Below are 19,539 nucleotides of genomic sequence, written 5' to 3'. Positions count from 1 at the left end.
CGAGACCCGCTTCAGGCCACCCAGGCCTCGCCCAGCGCCCTCGCCTGCTCCAGCACCAGCTCCACCGCCGCGACCTCCAGGTCCGGCGGGTACTTGTACTTGCGCAGGATGCGCTTGACCATCAGCCGCAGCTTGGCCTGCACGCTCTCGCGTTCGGACCAGTCCACGGTGAGGTTCCTGCGCAGGTTCTCGGTCAGCTCGTGGGCGATCTTCTTCAGCGTCTCGTCGGCGAGTTCCTGCACCGCGGAGGCGTTGTTCGCCAGCGCGTCGTAGAACCGCACCTCGTCCTCGCTCAGCCCGAGCTGGTCCCCGCGGCCGGCGGCGACCCGGAACTTCTTCGCCATCTCGACCAGCTCGCGCATCACCTGGGCGGCCTCGATCGAGCGGTTCTGGTAGCGCTTGACCACGTCGGCCAGCAGGTCCGAGAACTTCCGGTGCTGCACCACGTTGCCGGCGAAGCGGGCCTTGATCTCGCCTTCCAGCAGCCGCTCCAGCAGCTCCACCGCCAGATTGCGCTCGGGCAGGTTGCAGACCTCGGCGAGAAACGCATCGTCGAGGATGCCGATGTTCGGCTTGTCCAGCCCCACGGCGTCGAAGATGTCCACCACCTCGTCGGACACCACCGCCGCGCTGATGATCTGGTGGATCGCCAGCTCGCGCGCCTCGTCGGTCTTCTTCTGCTGGCTGATGTCGCGCTTGGTCAGCAGCACCTTCACCGCCTGAAAAAACGCCACCTCCTCCCGCACCGCCCGGGCCTCGTCGAGCGTGCAGCACAGCGTGAACGCCTTGCTCATCGCCAGCGCGGTGTCGGCGAAGCGCTTCTTGCCGTCCTTCAGGCCGAGCACGAAGTTGGCCGCGCCCGCCAGCGCCTTGTGGCCGGCGGTGAGGAAGTCGCTGTGGTCGAAGCCGTGGCCGTTCGTGCCCGCCAGCATGCCGCGCAGGATGTCGAGCTTCTCGGCCAGCACGCTGTACGCCTCGTGCGCGTCCACGGTCGGCCGCCCCCGGCCCTTGCTGCTGGTGTATTCCTTCAGCGCCGCCTTCAGCTCGTTGGAGATGCCGATGTAGTCCACCACCAGCCCGCCTTGCTTGTCCTTGAACACGCGGTTCACGCGGGCGATGGCCTGCATCAGGTTGTGGCCCTTCATCGGCTTGTCGATGTAGAGCGTGTGCAGGCACGGCGCGTCGAAGCCGGTCAGCCACATGTCGCGCACGATCACCAGCCGCAGCGGGTCGGCCGGATCCTTGAAGCGCTTCTCCAGCCGTTTCTTGACCTGCGCGCTGTAGAGGTGGGGCCGCAGCAGCGCCTTGTCGCTGGCCGAGCCGGTCATCACGATCTTGACGGCGCCGCGCTCGGGGTCGGCGTCGTGCCAGTCGGGGCGCAGCTTGACGATCTCGTCGTAGAGGTGGACGCAGATGTCCCGGCTCATCGCCACCACCATCGCCTTGCCGGATTGCGCCTTGGCGCGCTCCTCGAAGTGCGCCACCAGATCGGCCGCCACGCGGGCCACGCGTGGCTCGGCGCCGACCACCTTTTCCAGCGCGGCCCAGCGGCTCTTCAGCTTGGCCTGCTGGCTCTCCTCCTCGTCTTCGGCGAGTTCGTCCACCTCGGCGTCGACGGTGGCCATCTCGTCTGACTTGAGGCCCAGCTTGGCGAGGCGGCTCTCGTAGTAGATCGCCACCGTCGCACCGTCCTCCTTGGCCTGCTGCATGTCGTAGACGCTGATGTAGTCGCCGAAGACTGCGCGGGTGTCGCGGTCCTCGCTGGACACGGGCGTGCCGGTGAAGGCGACGAAGGTGGCGTTGGGCAGCGCGTCGCGCAGGTGCTGGGCGTAGCCGACTTGATACCGTTCCTGGGGCCGCTCGGGCGGTACGAACTCGGCCTTGTACGGCGCCGGCTCGCCCGTGCCGGTGGTCAGCACGGTGGTGGCGCGGCTGGGTTTCACCGGCTTGAACGTCTTCAGCTTGGCCTCGAAGCCGTACTGCGTGCGGTGCGCCTCGTCGGCGATGACGACGATGTTGCGGCGCGCGGAGAGCGTCGGGAACACGTCCTCGTCCTCGCCGGGCATGAACTTCTGGACCGTGGCGAAGACGATGCCGCCCGAGGGCCGGTTCGCCAGCAATGTGCGCAGTGCCTGCCGGGTGGTCGCCTGCACCGGCTGTTCGCGCAGCAGATCCTGCGCCAGCGAGAACACGCCGAAGAGCTGGCCATCGAGGTCGTTGCGGTCGGTGATGACGACGATGGTGGGGTTTTCCATCTGCGGCGCCTGCATCACGCGGGCGGCGAAGCACGTCATGGTGATGCTTTTTCCGCTCCCCTGGGTGTGCCAGACCACGCCGCCCTTGCCGCGGGTGCGCTCCTCGCCGTCCGGGCGCGAGGCGGCGATCACCTGCGTGATGGAGGCGCGCACCGCGTGGAACTGGTGGTAGCCGGCGATCTTCTTCACCAGCCGGCCGTCGTCCTCGAAGAGCACGAAGTAGCGCAGGTAGTCGAGCAGGTACGCCGGGGCGAGCACACCGCGCACCAGCGTCTGCAGCTCGTTGAACTGGCCGAGCGGGTCGAGCGTGACGCCGTCGATGGTGCGCCAGGCCATGAAGCGCTCGGCGTTGGCGGAGAGCGCGCCGAGCAGCGCCTCGGTGCCGTCGGAGATGACCAGCACCTCGTTGTACTGGAAGGCGTCGGGGATCTGGTCCTGGTAGGTCTGGAGCTGGTGGAAGGCTTTCCACACGTCGGCGTTCAGGTCGGCCGGATTCTTCAGCTCGATGATCACCAGCGGCAGGCCGTTGACGAACAGGACGATGTCGGGGCGGCGGGTGTGGCGCGGGCCGGTGATCGAGAACTGGTTGACCGCGAGCCACTCGTTGCGCTTCGGGTCGGACCAGTCGATGAGCCGCACGAAGTCGCCGCGGGTGTCGCCGTCGCGCTGGTACTGGACGGGCACGCCGGTGACGAGCAGGCGGTGGAAGTGGCGGTTGGCGGCGAGCAGCGACGGGGTGCCGAGGTCGAGCACTTGCCGGACGGCGTCGTCGCGGGCGGCGGGCGGGACGGTCGGGTTCAGCGTGTCGATGGCGCGGCGAAGGCGGCCCAGCAGCAGCACCTGTCGAAGGTTGTCGCGCTCAGGGTTCAAGCCTTCCGGCGCGATGACGTGGCCGTAGGCGTGCGTGTAGCCCACGTCCACCAGCCAGCCGAGGGTTTCCTGTTCAAGTTGGTCTTCGGTCATGCCCATCCCCTTGTCGTTTCTGTATTGATGGCAAGACTGCGATTGTCTGGAGCGGCAGGCACCTTCAGATATTCGACTGTGTGGCGCATTTCACAGTGCCACAGCCTCTTCAGTGTCAGGCGATGGCCGCTTCGATCTGCTCCTCGGCTTCGGGCAGGCGCAGTTGGCCGGAGATCAGGCGCGGGAGCAGGGTGTCGCGCAGGGTGGCAAGGGTGCGAATTTTTTGATGGTTCAGGGCTTTGCCTGCATCGACTTGTTCCATACCCGTCCGGTAAAGCTGGCAAGTTATTTCTGCAGACGGCAGTGCAATTTTTAGGTCTGACAATGTGCCCAAACTCAAATTAGCCTGCACGGCCTGAACTACTCGTTCACTCATCAGTTGCCTCGATTCGTCTCTTTGCAGGAATCGACTTATCAATCCACTCGGAAAACGGGTTTGCATCGGTCGTATTAAGGCTACGGCCTGATTAGTATTGGCAGGCAAAAAATCCTCGGGCATGATAGCAACTCGTCCGATGGTTCCGGCAATTGAAATCAAGACATCGCCTGCCTTCAGTTGAGATCGCCCCAGCAAATCGTGCGTTTCACGATCAATAAAGGCAAACTTTTCTACAATAAATCCACCATCATCCGTCATGGATTCAGCTTTGACAAAATTGATGCCTGCCTCAACAAATGGCCTTTTTAATGTGGTCGGTGTTGTGCCTTTTGTTATCCGCATAACAACATCTCCCAGTCGATGTACCAGCCACCCTTTCGGCACCAACCCCAACGCCGACTCCTCGAACCCATCCGGAAAAAACGCCGCCGTGGCGTCGTCCATCCCCGCAGGCGCGATGCCTTGCTGCTTTGCATACACGGGATCAAAATCGACGAACCACGACTTGAACAACGCTTGGGCGATGGATTCAAGGGTAGCGTTGGTTTCGCGCAGTAGGGCAATGCGGTAGTCGAGCGCATCAAGAATTCCCGCCATTTCACGCTGATCTTTCAGCGGAGGCAGGTGAATTGGAACAGCAGAAAGAATGCCAGTATTAAGGTTCGGCATGGTCGCACCAACAGCATGTCGCACCAACCAGTCTTTAGTATCAGGCAATCGCAAGCAGTGCGAGATAAATTTTGCACTGGCAATTGACTCAGTTCCCAACCGAACTTTCAGGCACCCCGTTCCACAAAACCAGCCGACTTCACGATTCCGAATCAGTGCATTTTTGGTGACATCTCCACGCCGGCTGAAAACAATGTCACCTAATCGAAGTACGTGCTGGCTCAATCGATCAACATCTATTTGCCCAATTCTCGCTATCCCATCTTCAATGATGCCACTGTCACCAATATTGGTCGGCATCACAACAGGAATACCAACCTCTTTATAGTCAGACGTGTGAAGTTGACTGCCAAAAGGTCCGGTCTGAATCGCTCCTCCTTGTATGTCACATATCGCACCAAGCGTGGTGCTCCGCCACTCAGAACTCATATCCCAGCCCCCCCAGCTTGGCGCGAATCACCAGATCCAGCTCCGCCCCCTTCGCCATCTGCTCCCCGAGCTTCTCCGTCAGCGCCCGCATCTTGGCCTCGAAGTCCTCGTCGTCGTCCTCCACCGCCTCCGCGCCCACATAGCGCCCCGGCGTCAGCACATGCCCGTGTTCGGCGATCTCGGCCAGCGGCACGCTGCGGCAATATCCCGCCACGTCGGCATACACCCCCGCGCCAGACTCCCCGCGCCACGCCGCCACGGTCCCAGCGATGCGCTCGATCACCGCGTCGGTCAGCTCGCACTGCACGCGGCTGATCATCGTCGCCAGCTTGCGCGCATCGATGAACAGCACCTCGCCCCGCCGCGCCCGCTTGGACTTGGCCAGGAACCACAGACACGCCGGGATCTGCGTGTTGAAGAACAACTGCCCCGGCAGCGCCACCATCACCTCCACCACGTCCGCCTCGACCATCGCCGCGCGGATCTGCCCCTCGCTGTTCTGGCTCGAACTCATCGACCCGTTCGCCAGCACGATGCCCGCCCGGCCGTTCGGCGCCAAGTGGTGGAGCATGTGCTGCAGCCACGCAGTGTTGGCGTTGCCGGCCGGCGGGTCGCCGTACTGCCAGCGCGCGTCGCCCATCAGGCTCGCGTGCCACCAGTCGCTGATGTTGAACGGCGGGTTCGCCAGGATGAAGTCAGCGCGCAGGTCCGGGAACTGGTTGCGCGAGAAGGTGTCGGCCGGCTCCCGCCCGAGGTTGAAGTCGATGCCGCGGATCGCCAGGTTCATCGCCGCCAGCCGCCACGTCGTCGGGTTGGCCTCCTGCCCGAAGATCGCCACGTCGCCCACCTTGCCGCCGTGCGCCTCGATGAACTCCTCGCTCTGCACGAACATGCCACCCGAGCCGCAGCACGGGTCGTACACCTTGCCGTGGTGCGGCGCGAGCACGGCGACCAGCGTCTTGACGATGCTGCGCGGCGTGTAGAACTGGCCGCCCCGCTTGCCCTCGGCGTTGGCGAACAGGCCGAGGAAGTATTCGTAGACCTGCCCGAGCACATCCCGCGCCTCGCCCGCCGTCGCCCCGAACCCGATCGTGGACACCAGATCGACCAGCTCGCCCAGCTTCCCGTCCGGCAACTGCGCCCGGGCATAACGCTTGTCGAGGATGCCCTTCAGCCTGGTGTTCTCGACCTCGATCAGCGCCAGCGCCTCGTCGATGCGCTTGCCGATGTCAGGCTGCTTGGCCGCCGCACGCAAGGCCTCCCAGCGCGCCGCCTCCGGCACCCAGAACACATTGGCCTCGCGGTAGTAGTCGCGGTCTTCGAGTTCGGCGGCGATGTCTTCGGGCGCGGCCTCGCCGTAGAAATACGCGTCGTCCGGATCCGCCAGCCGCAGCGTCAATTCCGCGTGCTTGGCCTGGAAGGTGTCGGAGACGTACTTGACGAAGATGAGGCCAAGCACGAGGTGCTTGTACTCCGCCGCGTCCATGTTGGCGCGCAGCTTGTCGGCGGTGGCCCAGAGGGTCTTTTTGAGGTCATCGAGCATGGTGCGCGGGATTCTGCCCGGCAATGGCGCCGGAATTGCAGATCCGCACCCTGCTGGACACCGCAGCGGTCGCCCGCCACGACATCGGCACCGCCTCAGCGCGCGAGACAGACCCGGTTGCGCCCCGTCTGCTTGGCCTCGTAGAGCGCACGGTCCGCGCGGCGCAGCAGGTGGATCTCGTCGTCCGGATCCCGGGCCCCGAAGGCCGTGATGCCGAAGCTGGCCGTCACCACCGCAGCCACCGGCGAGGCCGGGTGCGGCAGCGCCTCGCGCTGCAGCCGCTGCAGCAGCCGCTCGGTCAGGTTGAACGCCCCCTCGACACCGGTGCCGGGCAGCAGGATCGCGAACTCCTCGCCGCCGTAGCGGGCCACCACGTCGAGTTCACGGGCGAAGACCGATTTCATGGCGAGCGCGAACTGGCGCAGGCAGTCGTCGCCGGCCGCGTGGCCGCAGTGGTCGTTGTAGGCCTTGAAGGCGTCGATGTCGGCCATCACCAGCGCCAGCGGCTCGCCCGAGCGGCGCGCGCGCTGCACTTCGAGGTGCAGCTGTTCGTCGAACTCGCGCCGGTTGGCCAGCCCGGTCAGCGCATCGGTGGTGGCCAGGTGGCGCAGGCGCTTCTGGGCCTCGTGCAGGTCGGTGGCATCGGTCAGGCTGACGACGACCCCGTCCTTGAGCGGGCGGATCTGGATGTCAAGGTAGCGCAGCAGGTTCTGGCTGGTCAGCAGCACCCGCGTCACGGCCCGGGGCGTCGCCGAGGCCATCGTCAGCAGGCACTCGGCCTCGACATTGAGCGCCGCCCAGTCCGCCAGCGCCTCGTGCACCAGATGCCCGACCAGCGCCCGGGACACGAGCCCGAACATCTCCGTGAACGCCGGGTTGATCACCAGCACCATCCAGCCGAGATCGACACCCTGCGCATCGTGCACGCGGCGCAGCGCCAGCAGGGCGTCGCTGGTCGCGTCCAGCACGGACTCCAGCAGCTGGTGGCGCATCTGCAGGGGATGGCCGTAGACCAGCAGCCAGTCCGCGCCGTCCTGGCTGTCCAGCGGCAGGATCAGGCGCTCCCAGGTGAAGACGGAGAGCGAGCGGTCCGAGACGTGGACCGTGTAGATCGGCTGGTCGTGCGCGAGGGCGTCCTGGTAGGTCGCCAGGAAGAACGCCGACAGGCGTCCACCGAAGTCCGACACCTTGCGCCCCGTCATGTCGCCCTGCGAGTGGCGGGCGATCTCGGCGCCGTAGTGGCCGTAGACGAACTCGTCGCCCTCCCGGCGCAGCAGCATCAGGCGTGGGTACAGCTCGGGCCAGCGCCCGGCGTGGAACATCGCCACCGATGGCCGACGCTGCGCCATGCGCGCGGTCTGCCAGTGCTGCAGCAACTCGAGGACGTGCGGGTTGTTCGCGACGTTCTCGATGCCGTGTCGAATTACCTGGTGCCAGATCTGGGTCGTCATAAACCGCTGCTTCAGCGCGTCGAAGTTGGTACTCGATCGTTCTGAAGCATAACTGCATTCACGACGCTACCGGCACCCGTATCCGGGGCGTCTTCAGAAAACCGGCCGCACGCGCCTCAGCGCGGCACGCCCGTGATGCTGATCTCGACGCGGCGGTTCGGTTGCAGGCACTTCGCCAGGGCGGTCTGGGTGCGCTGCGCGCAGGTGAGGTTCGGCAGCGGCTCGGCGGCACCACGCCCCGCCGCCACGATGTCCGCCTTCACGCCCTGCTGCTGCAGGTAGGCCTTGATCGTGTCGGCACGGTCGGTCGACAACCTGGCGTTGTAGGCCTCGGTGCCGAGGCGGTCGGTGTGGCCCGTCAGCTCCAGCCGGTCGATGCGGGCATACATCCGGTCCAGACGGGCGACGAGCTGGTCGAGCTGCCCGCGGCCTTCGGGCAGCAGATCGGCCAGACCACGGCGGTCGAAGGCGAACAGCACGTTCGCGCTCAGCACGATGCGCTCGTGCACCACCGGCGGCGGCGCCACGGGAACCACCGCCGGCGGCTGCGGCGCCTCCACCGGGCTGGCCACCACCGGCGCCACCGGCACGGGCAGCGCCGGGCAGGCCTCGGCCGCCAGACGGGCGTCGCTGATCAGGTCCTCGGCGATCTGCACATACGGCTTGGCGTGGCGCCAGCCTTGCTGGCGGTGCTCGTTGCCGGCGTGCACGAGTTCGACCTCGCCGCAGGCGACCAGCTTCTCGGCACAGCGCCAGCCGGTGTGGGTCTTCAGCGCAGCGGTCTGCGCCCACAGGTCGTCGCGCAGCTTCAGCGCGTCGTTGACCAGCGGGGTCTGCTGCGCGGGGTTCTCGGCCGCACCGGGGGCGCCGCCGCGGGCCAGGTAGTCGGTGATCTGCCGCGAGGCGTCGAGCGCGCCCTGCGGGAAGGCCGAACGGTCGTTGCGCGTGTACTCGTGGAAGCTCACGTCGAGCCAGCACTGCGCCTTGGCCAGCGGGTAGCTGGCCAGGCGGTGGCGGCCGGTGTCGTTGAGGGCCTGGATCGCGTCCTGCTGGACCTTGTAGCCCTGGTGGTCGGCGGCGAGCGCGCCGTCGGTGGCCGCATCCGCGTGGACCAGCGGCGCAGCGGCCAGCAGGCCGAGGGCCAGCACGAGGGGACGCAGTGCCATGCGGGGGGAGGAAGTGGTGTAGTTCATCGCGGCAGGCTGCGGTTGATGTCGGGGTTGCTGCCGGCCCAGAGGTCGGCGTCGAACTTGTAGCGCAGGCGCAGGTAGACCCCGCGCGCGGTGTAGTCGCTCGACAGGTCGCGGTCGCTGAAACCGGCCCAGTTGAAGCCGGCGGAGAGCCAGAGGTTGGTCTTGACCAGATACCCCGCCTCGACGCCGATGGACTTCTGCAGCGACGCGCCGGTCTGGCCATCGGCCTTGCCGTGCATGACGCTGGCCTGCAGGCCCAGGTCCCAGTCCTCGGTGAGGTCGTAGACCAGCCGGCCGCCGAGCAGCCACGCCTGGTAGCGGTCGTCGCCGCCGCCCTGCGTGTTCGGGAAGCGCTCGCGCACGTCCTTGGCAGCGACACGGGCCGAGGTCCACCAGACCCGGCTCGGGTGAAAGTTCGCCTGCAGCGCGCCGACGTGGACACGGCGCGACTCGTCGGTGGCGTTGATGTTGTCCTCGGTCTTGTATTCGTATTTGCCGAGCACATCGAGCCGGTTGTGGTCCACCGGCCGGTAGGCGAAACCGATCTGGAAGCGGTCCTGCCAGCCGTCCGGGCGGGCGCCGTGGTTGTCGGTGGAGAGGTAGTAGTTGCGGGCCAGCGCGGTCCAGTCGCGGTCGAGCTTGCGCACCACGGTCACGGTGGAGAGCCAGCTGTCCTGCGTCACGCTGGTGGACACGGCGTCCAGCCGGCGCCATTCCAGCCGGCCCGACGCCTTCCACCATTCGCTGGCGGTGTAGTCGGCACCCAGCGCCGCGGCGGTGGCGTTCTGGCCGGTGCCGTCGAGGATCTTCAGGCGCTCCAGCCCGGTGGTCAGCGCCAGGCCTTCGCGGACATGCCAGACATTGCGCACGCCGGTGGCGACCTGCGAAGCGCGGCCGTCGCTGGCATCGCGCAGCCGGTATTCGCTGAAGACGTTGCCGCCTTCCATGTAGCTGCCGTCGATGCCGAGCGCGATGGCGTTGCTGTGCGCGGCGCTGTCGAGCGCGTACTGCGAGGACAGGCCAGTCTGCGACTCGCCGCGCAGGTAGAGCCGGGTGCGCTCGGCGAGCTGGTAGCTGGCGCCAACCTCGACCCGGTGGCGGTCGTCGCCGGTCACGTCGGCCTCGGCCAGCGCGCGCAGCGTGAGCCGGTCGGTGGCCTTGAACGCGGCGCTGACGAAGGCGGTGGTCGCCTCCAGATCGGGCACGGTGCCGGGGGCGGCGCCGGTGGTGGCGAGCGCATTGTTGACGTTGAACAGCGTGCTGCTGCCCGCACCGCTGAAGCCGCCTTCCGAGCCGGGGGTGAAGTAGCTGCCCGCGCTGGGATTCGCGCCGAGCGTGGCGAGCGCGCCGCGGATCCGGCCACGCTCGTCGATGCGGCGCAGGCCGCCGCCGAGCGTCAGCGCGGGTGTCACCGCCACCTCGGCGCCGACGGTCAGGCCGGTGCGGCGGGCGTCGTTGCCGGTGTCGTCGGTGCGCTGGGCGTCGGCCTTCAGGGTCACGGTGTCGGTGGCCTTGAGTGCCGCCGACGCGCCGACCTGCTGGCTGCCGGGCTGCACGCCAGCGGCCGTGTTGGCGAAACCGGCGCCGGTGCGGCTGGCGTAGACCTTGGCGGTCAGCGTCTCGCTGCGGTGGGCCAGCTCGATGCGGCCGGCGCGGCCGATCGCCGTGTCGCCGCCGGGCAGCGGCGTTTGTCCAGCCGCGGTGAGGGTCGGGCGCAGCGCGGCAAGGTCGGCGTCGGTGAAGGCGAGTTCGGCGACCAGGCTGGTCTGCTCGTTCAGCTTGACGCCGGTGTTGACGCTGGCCAGGCGGAAGCGCGCGTTCGGGTTGCGGTCCTCCACGGCGCTGCCGCCGACGGTGAGGCGCTCGCCGAGGTTGAGCTGCGCATCGGCGCCCGCCAGCCAGAAGGCCGCCCCGCCCTGGTCGATCTCGTAGCTGATGCGCAGCGAGACGGGGTTGCCGTCGGCGTCCTGGCTGGGCACCGGGCGGGTCAGCAGGATGCGGCCGCTGAAGGGCTCGAAGCTGTAGTCGTTGAGCCGCACCAGCGTCGTCACCGAGAGCACGGTGTCGCGGTGGTTGCGGTCGCGCACGACGAGCTGCACCTGCTCGCTGTTCTCCAGCGCCTGCGTGCCACTGACGGCGAAGGGGCCGCTGGTGCCGTTGGCCTGGACCTCCTCGACGACGTGGCGCAGCGTGTCGCGGCTGGCGTAGGCGTTGGCCACGCCGGTCGGTGTTTCCCAGTGGCCGCGCACGCCGGTCATCACCCGGTTGTAGGCGCCGAGCTGGCGCATCCGGGTGCCAGCCACGACCCCACCGCCGGCGGATGCGGTGTAGGCGTCGCCGGTCGAGAAGTCGCCGTAGAGCAGGAAATGGCGGTCCTTGTCGACCCGCACGAAGAGCTTGGACGAACTCTTCGCCTCGAAGCCCTTGACGCTCGAATCGCCGTAGACGGGGTAGAACTCCTCCGGCTTGATGTCGTTGAGCAAGCGGGCGCGGGTCTCCTTGTCGCTGTCGTAGGCCATGGTCAGCAGCATGTCGCCGCGGATCTTGCCCTTCAGGAACAGCGCCGCCCGTGCCGCCACCTGGCCGCGGCCGTTGTCGAAGCCGCGGCTCCACTGGCGCAGCTCGGCCTCGAAACCGTCGTCGATGCGGGCCGGGGTGATGGCGCTGTCGTAGCGGCGGCGGGTGCTGCCGATCACGCCTTCGACCAGACCGGCGGCGATCATCTCGCGCAGGTCGGGCGAGAAGCCGATCAGGCCGGACACCTCGGCCTCGCCCGCCGTGAGGCGCAGCCGCACGTCCTCGGGCTGGCTCGGGGCGATCAGGCTGAAGGTGGCGCTGCCGCCGACGACCTTCAGCTGCGTGCCGGGCACGCGGCGGTCGGCGTCCTTGCGGCTCGGGCCGAACTCGTCGGTGGCCGTGCCCTGCATCTGCAGGCGGGCGGTGCCGCTGTGCTCGATGGTGACGAGCACGGCGTCCTTCAGCAGCGCGCCGTCGCGGTCGTGCACCGTCACGGTGATGCTGACCGGCGTGACGCCGTCGGCCGTGGCGCCAGCCCCGCGCACCTCGACCTTGAGCTGCCCGACCCGGGCGTTGGCGGCGTACTGGCCGTCGAGCACGATCGCGGGAGCGGTCGTGCCGGGGACCGGGGCGAACAGCGGCTGGTAGCGGGAGGCGTCGCCCGGCTCGGCATGCGCCGCGCTGGCGCCTAGCAACACCACCGCCGCCGCAACGGCGTGGAGGGCACGGGTCTGAACTGGCATCGTGGTCGGTCTCATTGCGCAGCTCCGGTGGTGGAGCCGCTGTCTGGCTGGCGCGGCTTGACCGTGCCGCCCCGCTGGCGGGCGCTGTCGGTGGCCTGGGCCGGTGCGGTGACCGGCTTGCCGTCGAAGCGCAGCACCTGGCCGCGCTGCTCGGTGTCCACGCCCTGCGTCTCGCCGCGGGCGCGGCGGGCCTTGACCTGCTCCAGCACGCGGTTCGAGCAACTGCCCTCGACCACGTCGGCCCGGTGCAGCTCACCGTTCTTCAGGTCGAGGAACAGGCTGCCGGCGTCGCCCGCGTTGCGGCTGGACGTGGTCGTCAGGCGGCTGCCGCGCGGCAGCGTCGTCTGGTCGACCACCAGCACCTGCGTGCGCGGCGCCAGGCCACAGAGGCTGTACTTGCCTTCGACATCGCTGATGAGGCTGGTGCCGTCGGTGAGGTACATGCGCACACCGGGGATGCCCAGCTCCTCGTCGTCCTGCACGTGGTTGTGGTTGCAGTCGACGAAGACCTTGCCGACGACGCAGGCCTCGGCCGCGAACACGCCCCCGGTGACCCGGACGCGGAACTGGCTGACGTTGGAGCACAGCGCGTTCGGCGTCGTGCCGCAGGTGGCGCCGGGGGTGCCGGTGGCCTGCGCGCTGTTGATGCCGGTGCCCTGCATCGCGCCGACGCCGAGGCGGACGCGGTAGGTCAGCGTGACCGTGCTGCCCGAGGCCATCGCGCCAAGCGAGAAGCGCAGCGCCGGGCCGGGCTTGCCGACCGGATCGGCGATGCTGACGCCGTTGACCTGCGCCGTGCCGTCGATGTAGCGGAAGCCGGCGGGCAGCATGTCCACCACTTCCAGCGCCGGCAGCAGCGCGTTGCCGCTGTCCGAGCGCTTGATGACCACGGTGTAGCGCACCGAGTCGCCGAGTTCCGCCTGGGCACGGTCGCCAGTCTTGATGACCAGCAACGCCGGCACCACGGACGGGTCGAGCGGGATGTGGTTGTTCACCACGTCCGGACCGGCGGCGGGATCCAGGCGCAGCGCGGTGTACCAGGTGGTGGGCTCGGTGCCGGTCGGCGCCACGTTCTGCGCCTGCACGGTGCAGATGCCACCGGCCGCGCCGTTGGTGCAGCCCACCGGCGGGGTCAGCGTGCCGGCCTGCGCGGGCAGCGTGCGGCTGACCACGTAGTCGCTGGTCGGCGTGGTGCGCAGCTGGTAGGTGGCCGCGCCCGGGCAGCCCGCGGGTGCCGGGTTGTTCAGCAGGAAGCTGTAGACCCCTGCCAGCGTGCCGGCCGCCGAGGTGACGACGCTGTTCGCGCCGCCGACCAGACAGCCGGCCGGAACGACCGCGCCGGCCGCGTCCAGCAGTTCGACCCGCACACCGCCCACGGGGGCGCGGGAGTCGGTGCCGTAGACGACCCCGCTCGGGTCCAGCGGCAAGCTCTGGTTGATGCGGGCGCGCTGGCCAGAAGGCACGGTCAGGTTGCGGATCGTGCCGCTGGTGACCACGCCCGTGCCGGTGGCAGCGGTCGGGTCGTTGCCGCCGGCCGGGTCGTTGGAGACCGGGCGGCCGAAGTAGGCGCCGCTGACCGGATCGCGGAAGCGCACAGCAAAGCCGGTGCCCGGGACCAGTCCGTCGACACGGTAGTCACCCAGCGCATCGGTGGTGGAGGTGCCGACGACCGCGCCGCCGGCATCCAGCACCTCGACCGCCATGCCGGCCACCCCCGACTCGCTGCCGGACTGCACGCGGTCGTGGTTGGTGTCGCCCCAGACCCGGCCGGAGATGGCGCCGGCCTGCTGGACCGGGGTCGGGTCGGTGGCGGTGTTGTTGTCGCCCGTGCCGCCGGCACCGGACTCGCCACCGCCGCTGATGCGGACGTGGTTGACCAGCGCGGTGCCGTTGGCCACCGAGCACAGCCCGTTGGCATCCGGCGCCGCGCAGGCGCCCGCTGCGACGTTCACGACGAGCGTGATCGGCGCGGCGGACGCGCCGGCCGCGATCGGCGTCGACGCGGTGCAGGTGGCGCTGGTGGCGCCGAGGGCGGTCGTGCTGCAGTCCCAGCCGCTGCCGGTGGGCACCGCGGCGACCGTCATGCCGGCCGGCAGCGTGTCCACCACCGTGTACGGCAGGCTGGTCGCAAAACCACCCGTGTTGCGCGCGGCGATGGTGTAGGTGCCGGTGTGGCGCTCGGTGAAGACCGCCGGGCTGTGGATCTTGCTGACCTGCAGGTCCGGCTGGCCCAGCACGTTGACCGTCACGGTGGCCGTGTCGCAGGCCGCCGGGGTGGTGGCCGGGTTGACGCAGATCTGGTAGGTCAGCGTGTAGGGGCCGGGGGTCGTGTTGGCCGGCACCGTGAGGCGGCCTTGCGGATCGACCGTGGCGCCGGTGAGGCCGCCCGGGCTGGTCAGCGTGAGCGTCAGCTGGGCCGGCACCACCGGGGAGCCGCCGAGCGTGTCGTTGGTCAGCAGCGCGATGGTGCTGCCGGTCGCGGGCACCGCCACCGGGCCGTCGTTGACCGCGTCGATCACCGGCAATGCCGTGGTGGTGCTGTTGTTGCCGCCGGGGCCGGTGCCACCCTGGGTGTCGTTGGTGGCGCCGGTCAGGCCGGTCAGGTTGACCACGCCGCTGGCAGGCGCCGTGGCCGTGAGGGCGCAGACGATGGCGCTGCCCGCCGGCAGGCTCGCCACCGGCAGGGCCACCGCCACGCCGCCGACCGTGCAGGCGCCGACCGTGGCGCCGGTGGCGGCACAGGTGGCCTGCGTGGCGGCGGACGGGCCGCTGTTGGCGCAGGTCAGCGTGCCCGTGACGGTGCTGCCCGGCGAGGCGGCACCGGGCAGGCCGGTGAAGGTCGGGACCATGTCGGCGCCCTGCACGGTGACCAGCACCGTGGCGCGGTCGCACACGGTGGTCGAGCCGGCGGCACAGATCTGGTAGGTCAGCGTGTAGCTGCCCGGAGCGGCACCGGCCGGGACGACGAGTTCGCCGGTGGCGGCGTCCACGGTCGCGCCGATCAGGCTGCTGGTGTCGACCAGCGTCGGCACGACCTGCACCGCGGCCACGGTGCTGCCGCCGAGCGTGTCATTGCCATACAGCGGCACGCGCGCGCCGGTGCTCGGCACGGTGGCCGGGCCGTCGCTGACCGCATCGATCAGCGTGGCGCTGCTGCTGACGCTGTTGTTGCCGCCGGTGGTCAGACCGCCGTTGCTGTCGTTGGCCGCGCCGGTCGTGCCGGTGAAGACCACCGCCGTGGCCGTTTCGCGGCTGCCGCCCAGGGCGCCGGGCGCGGTGTAGTCGAAGGTGCAGGCGATGGCCGCGCCCGCGGCGACCGTGCTGCCGCTGGCCGGCGTGCACTGCAGGCTGGTGATGGTGCCGACCGAGACGCTCGGCTGGCACAGCGCGCCGGTGGCGGCCGCCACGCCGGTGGCGTTGCGGCAGCTCAGGCCCAGGCCGGTGAGCTGCTGGCCCGGGAAGACCGCGGTCGGCAGGCCCGAGAAGGCCGGGACCATGTCGGACGAGTTCACCGTGGCGGTGAGCGTGGCGGTGTCGCAGGACGCCGTGTCCGGCGCCGGGGCGCAGACCTGGTAGACGACGGTGCAGGCGCCGGTGGCCGGCATGTCGTAGGTGGCCAGGCCGGTCGGGGCCATGCTGGCGAAGGTGCAGGTGCCGCCCGTGCGGGTGAAGGTGCTGCCGGCCGGGAACTGGTCGTTCTCGGCCACGTTGGTGGTCTGTCCGGTCAGGCCGGCGGGGTGGAAGTCGGTGTCGTCGAGGGCATCGATCAGCACGGCCGAGGCCAGCGTCAGGTTGTTGCCGTTGGCACTGGTGCCGCCGTCGCTGTCGTTGAGCGCGCCGGTCAGGCCGCGGAAGACGACGTTCTCGGCGGGTTCGTTCACGCCGCCGCGGGTGCCGGGCGCCGTGTACGAGAAGGTGCAGGCGATCGCCGCACCGGCCGCCAGTTCGGCACCCGGTGCCGGCGTGCAGACCAGATCGGCGACGCTGCCGACCGAGGCCTCGGGGGCACAGGTCGGCGAGGTCGCCACGGCGCCGCCGGCGACGTTGGTGCAGGTGAGCGCCAGCCCGGTGTAGCGCTGGCCGGGGCCGACCACGCGCGGCAGGTTGCTGAACGCGGGCGACAGGTCGGCTGCACCGGCCGTGACCGTGAGGGTGGCGAAGTCGCAGGTGGTCTGGGCCGGCGCCGGGGCGCAGACCTGGTAGGTGACGGTGCAGTTGCCGCTGGCCGGCACGTCGTAGGTGGCGATGCCGGTGCTGCCGACGCTGGCGCGGGCGCAGGTGCCGCCGGTGCCGGTGAAGCTGCTGCCGGTCGGGACCTGGTCGTTGGGGGCCAGCGGCGTGGTGCGGCCGGTGCTGCCGCCGGGCTGGCCGATGCGGTCGTCGACGGCGTCGATCACGGTGGCCGGCGACTGGACCACGTTGTTGGCGGCGTTGCTGTCGTTGCTGGCGCTGGTCGTGCCGGTGAAGACGACCGAGAGCACGGGCTCGTCCGCCCCGCCCTGCACGCCGGGGGCCGTGTAGCTGAAGGTGCAGGCGATCGCGGCACCCGCCGCCACCGCACCACCGACCGGCGGGCTGCAGCTCAGGGCGGAGACGGTGCCGGCACTGACCGTCGGCGCACAGGTCGCTGCCGTGGCCGCCCCCGTGGCAGCGACGTTGGTGCAGCTCAGGCCGAGGCCGGTGAGCGTCTGGCCCGGGTGGACCACCGTCGGCAGGCCGCTGAAGGCCGCGGCCATGTCGGCGCTGGTGGCGGTGACGGTGAGCGTCGCGGTGTCGCAGGCGGTCGCGTTCGGCGCCGGGGCACAGACCTGGTAGGGCACGGTGCAGGTGCCGGCAGCCGGCACGTCGTAGGTGGCCAGGCCGGTGGTGGACACGCTGGCATTGGCGCAGGTGCCGCCAGCGCGCAGGGTGTAGACGCTGCCCGTGGGGATCTGGTCGTTGGGGTCGAGCGGCGAGGTCTGGCCGGTCAGGCCGCCCGCGCGGGTGGCCGTGTCGTCCAGCGCGTCGATCACCACGGCGGCGGCCGTGACCAGGTTGTTGCCGCCGGTGGTCAGGCCGCCGTTGAGGTCGTTGGCCGCGCCGGTCGTGCCGGTGAAGGTCACGGCGGTGGTCGGCTCGTCGGTGCCGCCCTGCGTGCCCGGGGCCTGGTAGGAGAAGCTGCAGGTCTGCACCGCGCCGCTGGCGACATCGGCGCCGACCAGCGGCGTGCAGACCACGTTGCTGACCGTGCCGACGCTGGCCTGCGGCTGGCAGAGCGTGCCGCGGGCGGTGGCCGCGCTGGCACCGCCGGCGACGTTGGTGCAATTGAGCGTCAGGCCGGTGTAGAGCTGGCCGGGGTGCACGGCGCCCGGCAGTGCGCCGAAGGTGGGCACCATGTCCGCGCCGGGGCCGACGACGATGGTCGCGGTGGCGGTGTCGCAGACGGCCGGTGTCAGCGCCGGGTTGGCGCAGAGCTGGTAGGTGACCGTGTAGGTGCCGGGCAGTGTCGCCGCGGTGGTGCTGAAGGCGCCACTGGAGGGATCGATCGTGGAGCCGGGCGTGGGCGCCACGAGCACGGTCAGCGACACGCTGCCGAAGCTGGCCGGCGTCGCGCCGCGGGTGTCGTTGGTCAGCACGCCCAGCAAGGCGGCGGTGCCGTAGGGCGTGGTGGTGGATTCGTCGACGGCGTCGAGCAGCGGCACCGGCGCGGTGGCCGTGTTGTTGGTGGCCACCGCGTCGTTGGTGGCGCCGGTGGTGCCCGTGAACACCACCGCCGTGTCGGCCGTGTCGCTGCCGCCGGCGTTGCCCGGTGCGGTGTAGCTGAAGGTGCAGGCGATGCTGGCACCGGCCGCCACAGGGCTGCCGGAAACCGGCAGGCAGTTCACTGCACTGACCACACCGGCCGAAGCGGTCGGCACACAGGTCGCCGCCAGCGCGGCTGCACCGCCGACCGCGTTCGAGCAGGTCAGGGTCAGACCGGAATGGCTGGCCCCCGGGCTGAGCAGCGCGGGCAGGTTGCCGAACACCGGGCTCATGTCCGCGGTGGTCGGGGCGGTCACGACGACCGAGCCGGTGCTCGGGTTGTTGCCGGCGGTCACCACCGCACCGCCGTTGGTGTCGTTGGCCGCACCCGTCCCGCCGGTCAGGTTGAGCGTGCCGCCGACCGTGGGCGTGAAGGTGATGCTGCAGGCACGGCTGCTGCCGCTGGTGAGCAGGCCGGTCAGCGTGCCGCAGCCGGCACTGCGCACCGCGCCGGCGGGCAGCGTGCCGGTGAAATCGCAGGAGGGATTGATGGCCACGTCCGGGCCGTTGTTGGTGCAGGTCAGCGCGCAGGTCGTCGCTGCGCCAGCGGCCACCGGATCGGGCGTGCACTGGATCAGTGTCGGCACCATGTCGGCATCCGGCACACCACCGGCGATGCCGTACTGGCGGAAGCTTTCCTGCACGCTGCCCGGGCCCGCGGCCGAGACCTCCAGACCGAACGCGAAGTCGATGTTGCCGACCATGCCGGTGTAGACCGCCGTCGCGGCGACGTTGGGCGTGGTGCTCAGCAGCGGGTAGAAGACGTAGTTGCCGGTCCCGCCGTAGCTCGAGTCGTTGCAGCCGACCGTGGTGCCGTTCGCGCAGATGATCGGCGAATAGGCGACGCCGCCGGGCACCAGGGCCGAGGTGCTTTCCAGCTGCGGACCGATCGCGACGGTGGACGTCGGCGTGATGATCTCGAAGCGCTCGCGGTAGCCGCCCGAGACAGCACTCTGCATGCCGTCGGTGTCAAGGCTGGTGAAATAGACCGGACCCGGCAGCGGGTTGTCGGTCGTGGTGCCCGGATTGACGAAGCGCAGCCGGAAGCGCACCTGCGACACGGCGCTCGGTGCCAGGTTCGTGCCCACCTTGCCGTCGATGTAGGACGCCCCACCGTTCACCGTGCCAATGGCCGCCGCGTAGACGGATGCGCCATTGGTGGTCTCGATCACCTCCAGCAGGATGTCGCGCGCATTGACGCCGACGACCGCGTTGCTGAAGCGGGTGATGCTGCCCACCGTGGTGCAGTTGCCTGCCGTGATGCAGCTGGCAGCAGACCAGTTGAACGACGCGGCCTGCGCCACCGAGGCCATCACGCTGCCCAGCAGCAGCACGGCCAACCATCGAACCAGCGCATGGAAGGTGGAAAAACGGTGAGCGCGTGTGGCGTGCGAGGACATATCCTGCCTTGAATGTTCTTGTTGGCGAGCGAGCGTGCGTGCATGCGACCGGTGCCGCACGGCGGCCGGTGCAAGCACCAATGCCGTCTGCAACGGTCCGCAGCCTCATGAAACGAGCCACCGGACCGCTTTTTCGATGGATCAAAGGCTAACCGCATGTGGTAACACAGCGCACCCGCTTGTTAACTTTAGCTAACTTTAGCGAAGAATTCGTCT

Annotated in this window: 7 protein-coding genes; all 7 read right to left on the bottom strand. The window is 69.4% G+C overall.

Annotated elements, in window-relative coordinates:
* Positions 1-11 precede the first annotated feature (11 nt).
* Complete coding sequence (locus BDD16_RS15330; protein WP_179634748.1) at positions 12-3,218, bottom strand: type I restriction endonuclease subunit R; 3,207 nt, start codon at positions 3,216-3,218, stop codon at positions 12-14.
* A 115-nt stretch (positions 3,219-3,333) separates the two neighbouring features.
* On the bottom strand, positions 3,334-4,695 hold the full coding sequence (locus BDD16_RS15325) for a restriction endonuclease subunit S (protein ID WP_179634747.1): 1,362 nt from the start codon (positions 4,693-4,695) through the stop codon (positions 3,334-3,336).
* Positions 4,685-6,238 (bottom strand): class I SAM-dependent DNA methyltransferase, encoded by a 1,554-nt coding sequence (locus BDD16_RS15320; protein WP_179634746.1) that lies wholly within the window; start codon positions 6,236-6,238, stop codon positions 4,685-4,687. Before BDD16_RS15320 ends, BDD16_RS15325 begins: the two co-directional genes overlap by 11 nt.
* 95 nt (positions 6,239-6,333) lie before the next feature.
* Positions 6,334-7,689, bottom strand: coding sequence for a GGDEF domain-containing protein (locus BDD16_RS15315; protein WP_179634745.1), 1,356 nt, complete (start codon positions 7,687-7,689; stop codon positions 6,334-6,336).
* Positions 7,690-7,805: 116 nt separating this feature from the next.
* A complete protein-coding gene (locus tag BDD16_RS15310) occupies positions 7,806-8,882 on the bottom strand; it encodes an OmpA family protein (RefSeq protein ID WP_179634744.1) in 1,077 nt (358 codons plus the stop codon).
* The gene (locus BDD16_RS15305; RefSeq protein WP_179634743.1) at positions 8,879-12,157 is read right to left on the bottom strand and encodes a hypothetical protein; all 3,279 of its coding nucleotides are present in this window, start codon (positions 12,155-12,157) and stop codon (positions 8,879-8,881) included. Before BDD16_RS15305 ends, BDD16_RS15310 begins: the two co-directional genes overlap by 4 nt.
* Entirely contained in the window at positions 12,154-19,323 is a 7,170-nt protein-coding gene (locus BDD16_RS15300) for an SdrD B-like domain-containing protein (RefSeq protein ID WP_179634742.1), read from the bottom strand. The genes BDD16_RS15305 and BDD16_RS15300 overlap by 4 nt, the downstream gene beginning before the upstream one ends.
* Positions 19,324-19,539: the final 216 nt, after the last annotated feature.

The organism is Sphaerotilus montanus, assembly GCF_013410775.1.
GTDB classification, from domain to species: domain Bacteria; phylum Pseudomonadota; class Gammaproteobacteria; order Burkholderiales; family Burkholderiaceae_C; genus Sphaerotilus; species Sphaerotilus montanus.
Note: the sequence above shows the minus strand (reverse complement) of the source record. Positions and strands in the feature narration are given on the sequence as shown.

What these genes read in the sequence shown, in the direction of transcription:
- BDD16_RS15330 (WP_179634748.1), bottom strand. Translation starts at nt 3,218, where the DNA reads ATGACCGAAGACCAACTTGAACAGGAAACCCTCGGCTGGCTGGTGGAC.
- BDD16_RS15325 (WP_179634747.1), bottom strand. Translation starts at nt 4,695, where the DNA reads ATGAGTTCTGAGTGGCGGAGCACCACGCTTGGTGCGATATGTGACATA.
- BDD16_RS15320 (WP_179634746.1), bottom strand. Translation starts at nt 6,238, where the DNA reads ATGCTCGATGACCTCAAAAAGACCCTCTGGGCCACCGCCGACAAGCTG.
- BDD16_RS15315 (WP_179634745.1), bottom strand. Translation starts at nt 7,689, where the DNA reads ATGACGACCCAGATCTGGCACCAGGTAATTCGACACGGCATCGAGAAC.
- BDD16_RS15310 (WP_179634744.1), bottom strand. Translation starts at nt 8,882, where the DNA reads ATGAACTACACCACTTCCTCCCCCCGCATGGCACTGCGTCCCCTCGTG.
- BDD16_RS15305 (WP_179634743.1), bottom strand. Translation starts at nt 12,157, where the DNA reads ATGAGACCGACCACGATGCCAGTTCAGACCCGTGCCCTCCACGCCGTT.
- BDD16_RS15300 (WP_179634742.1), bottom strand. Translation starts at nt 19,323, where the DNA reads ATGTCCTCGCACGCCACACGCGCTCACCGTTTTTCCACCTTCCATGCG.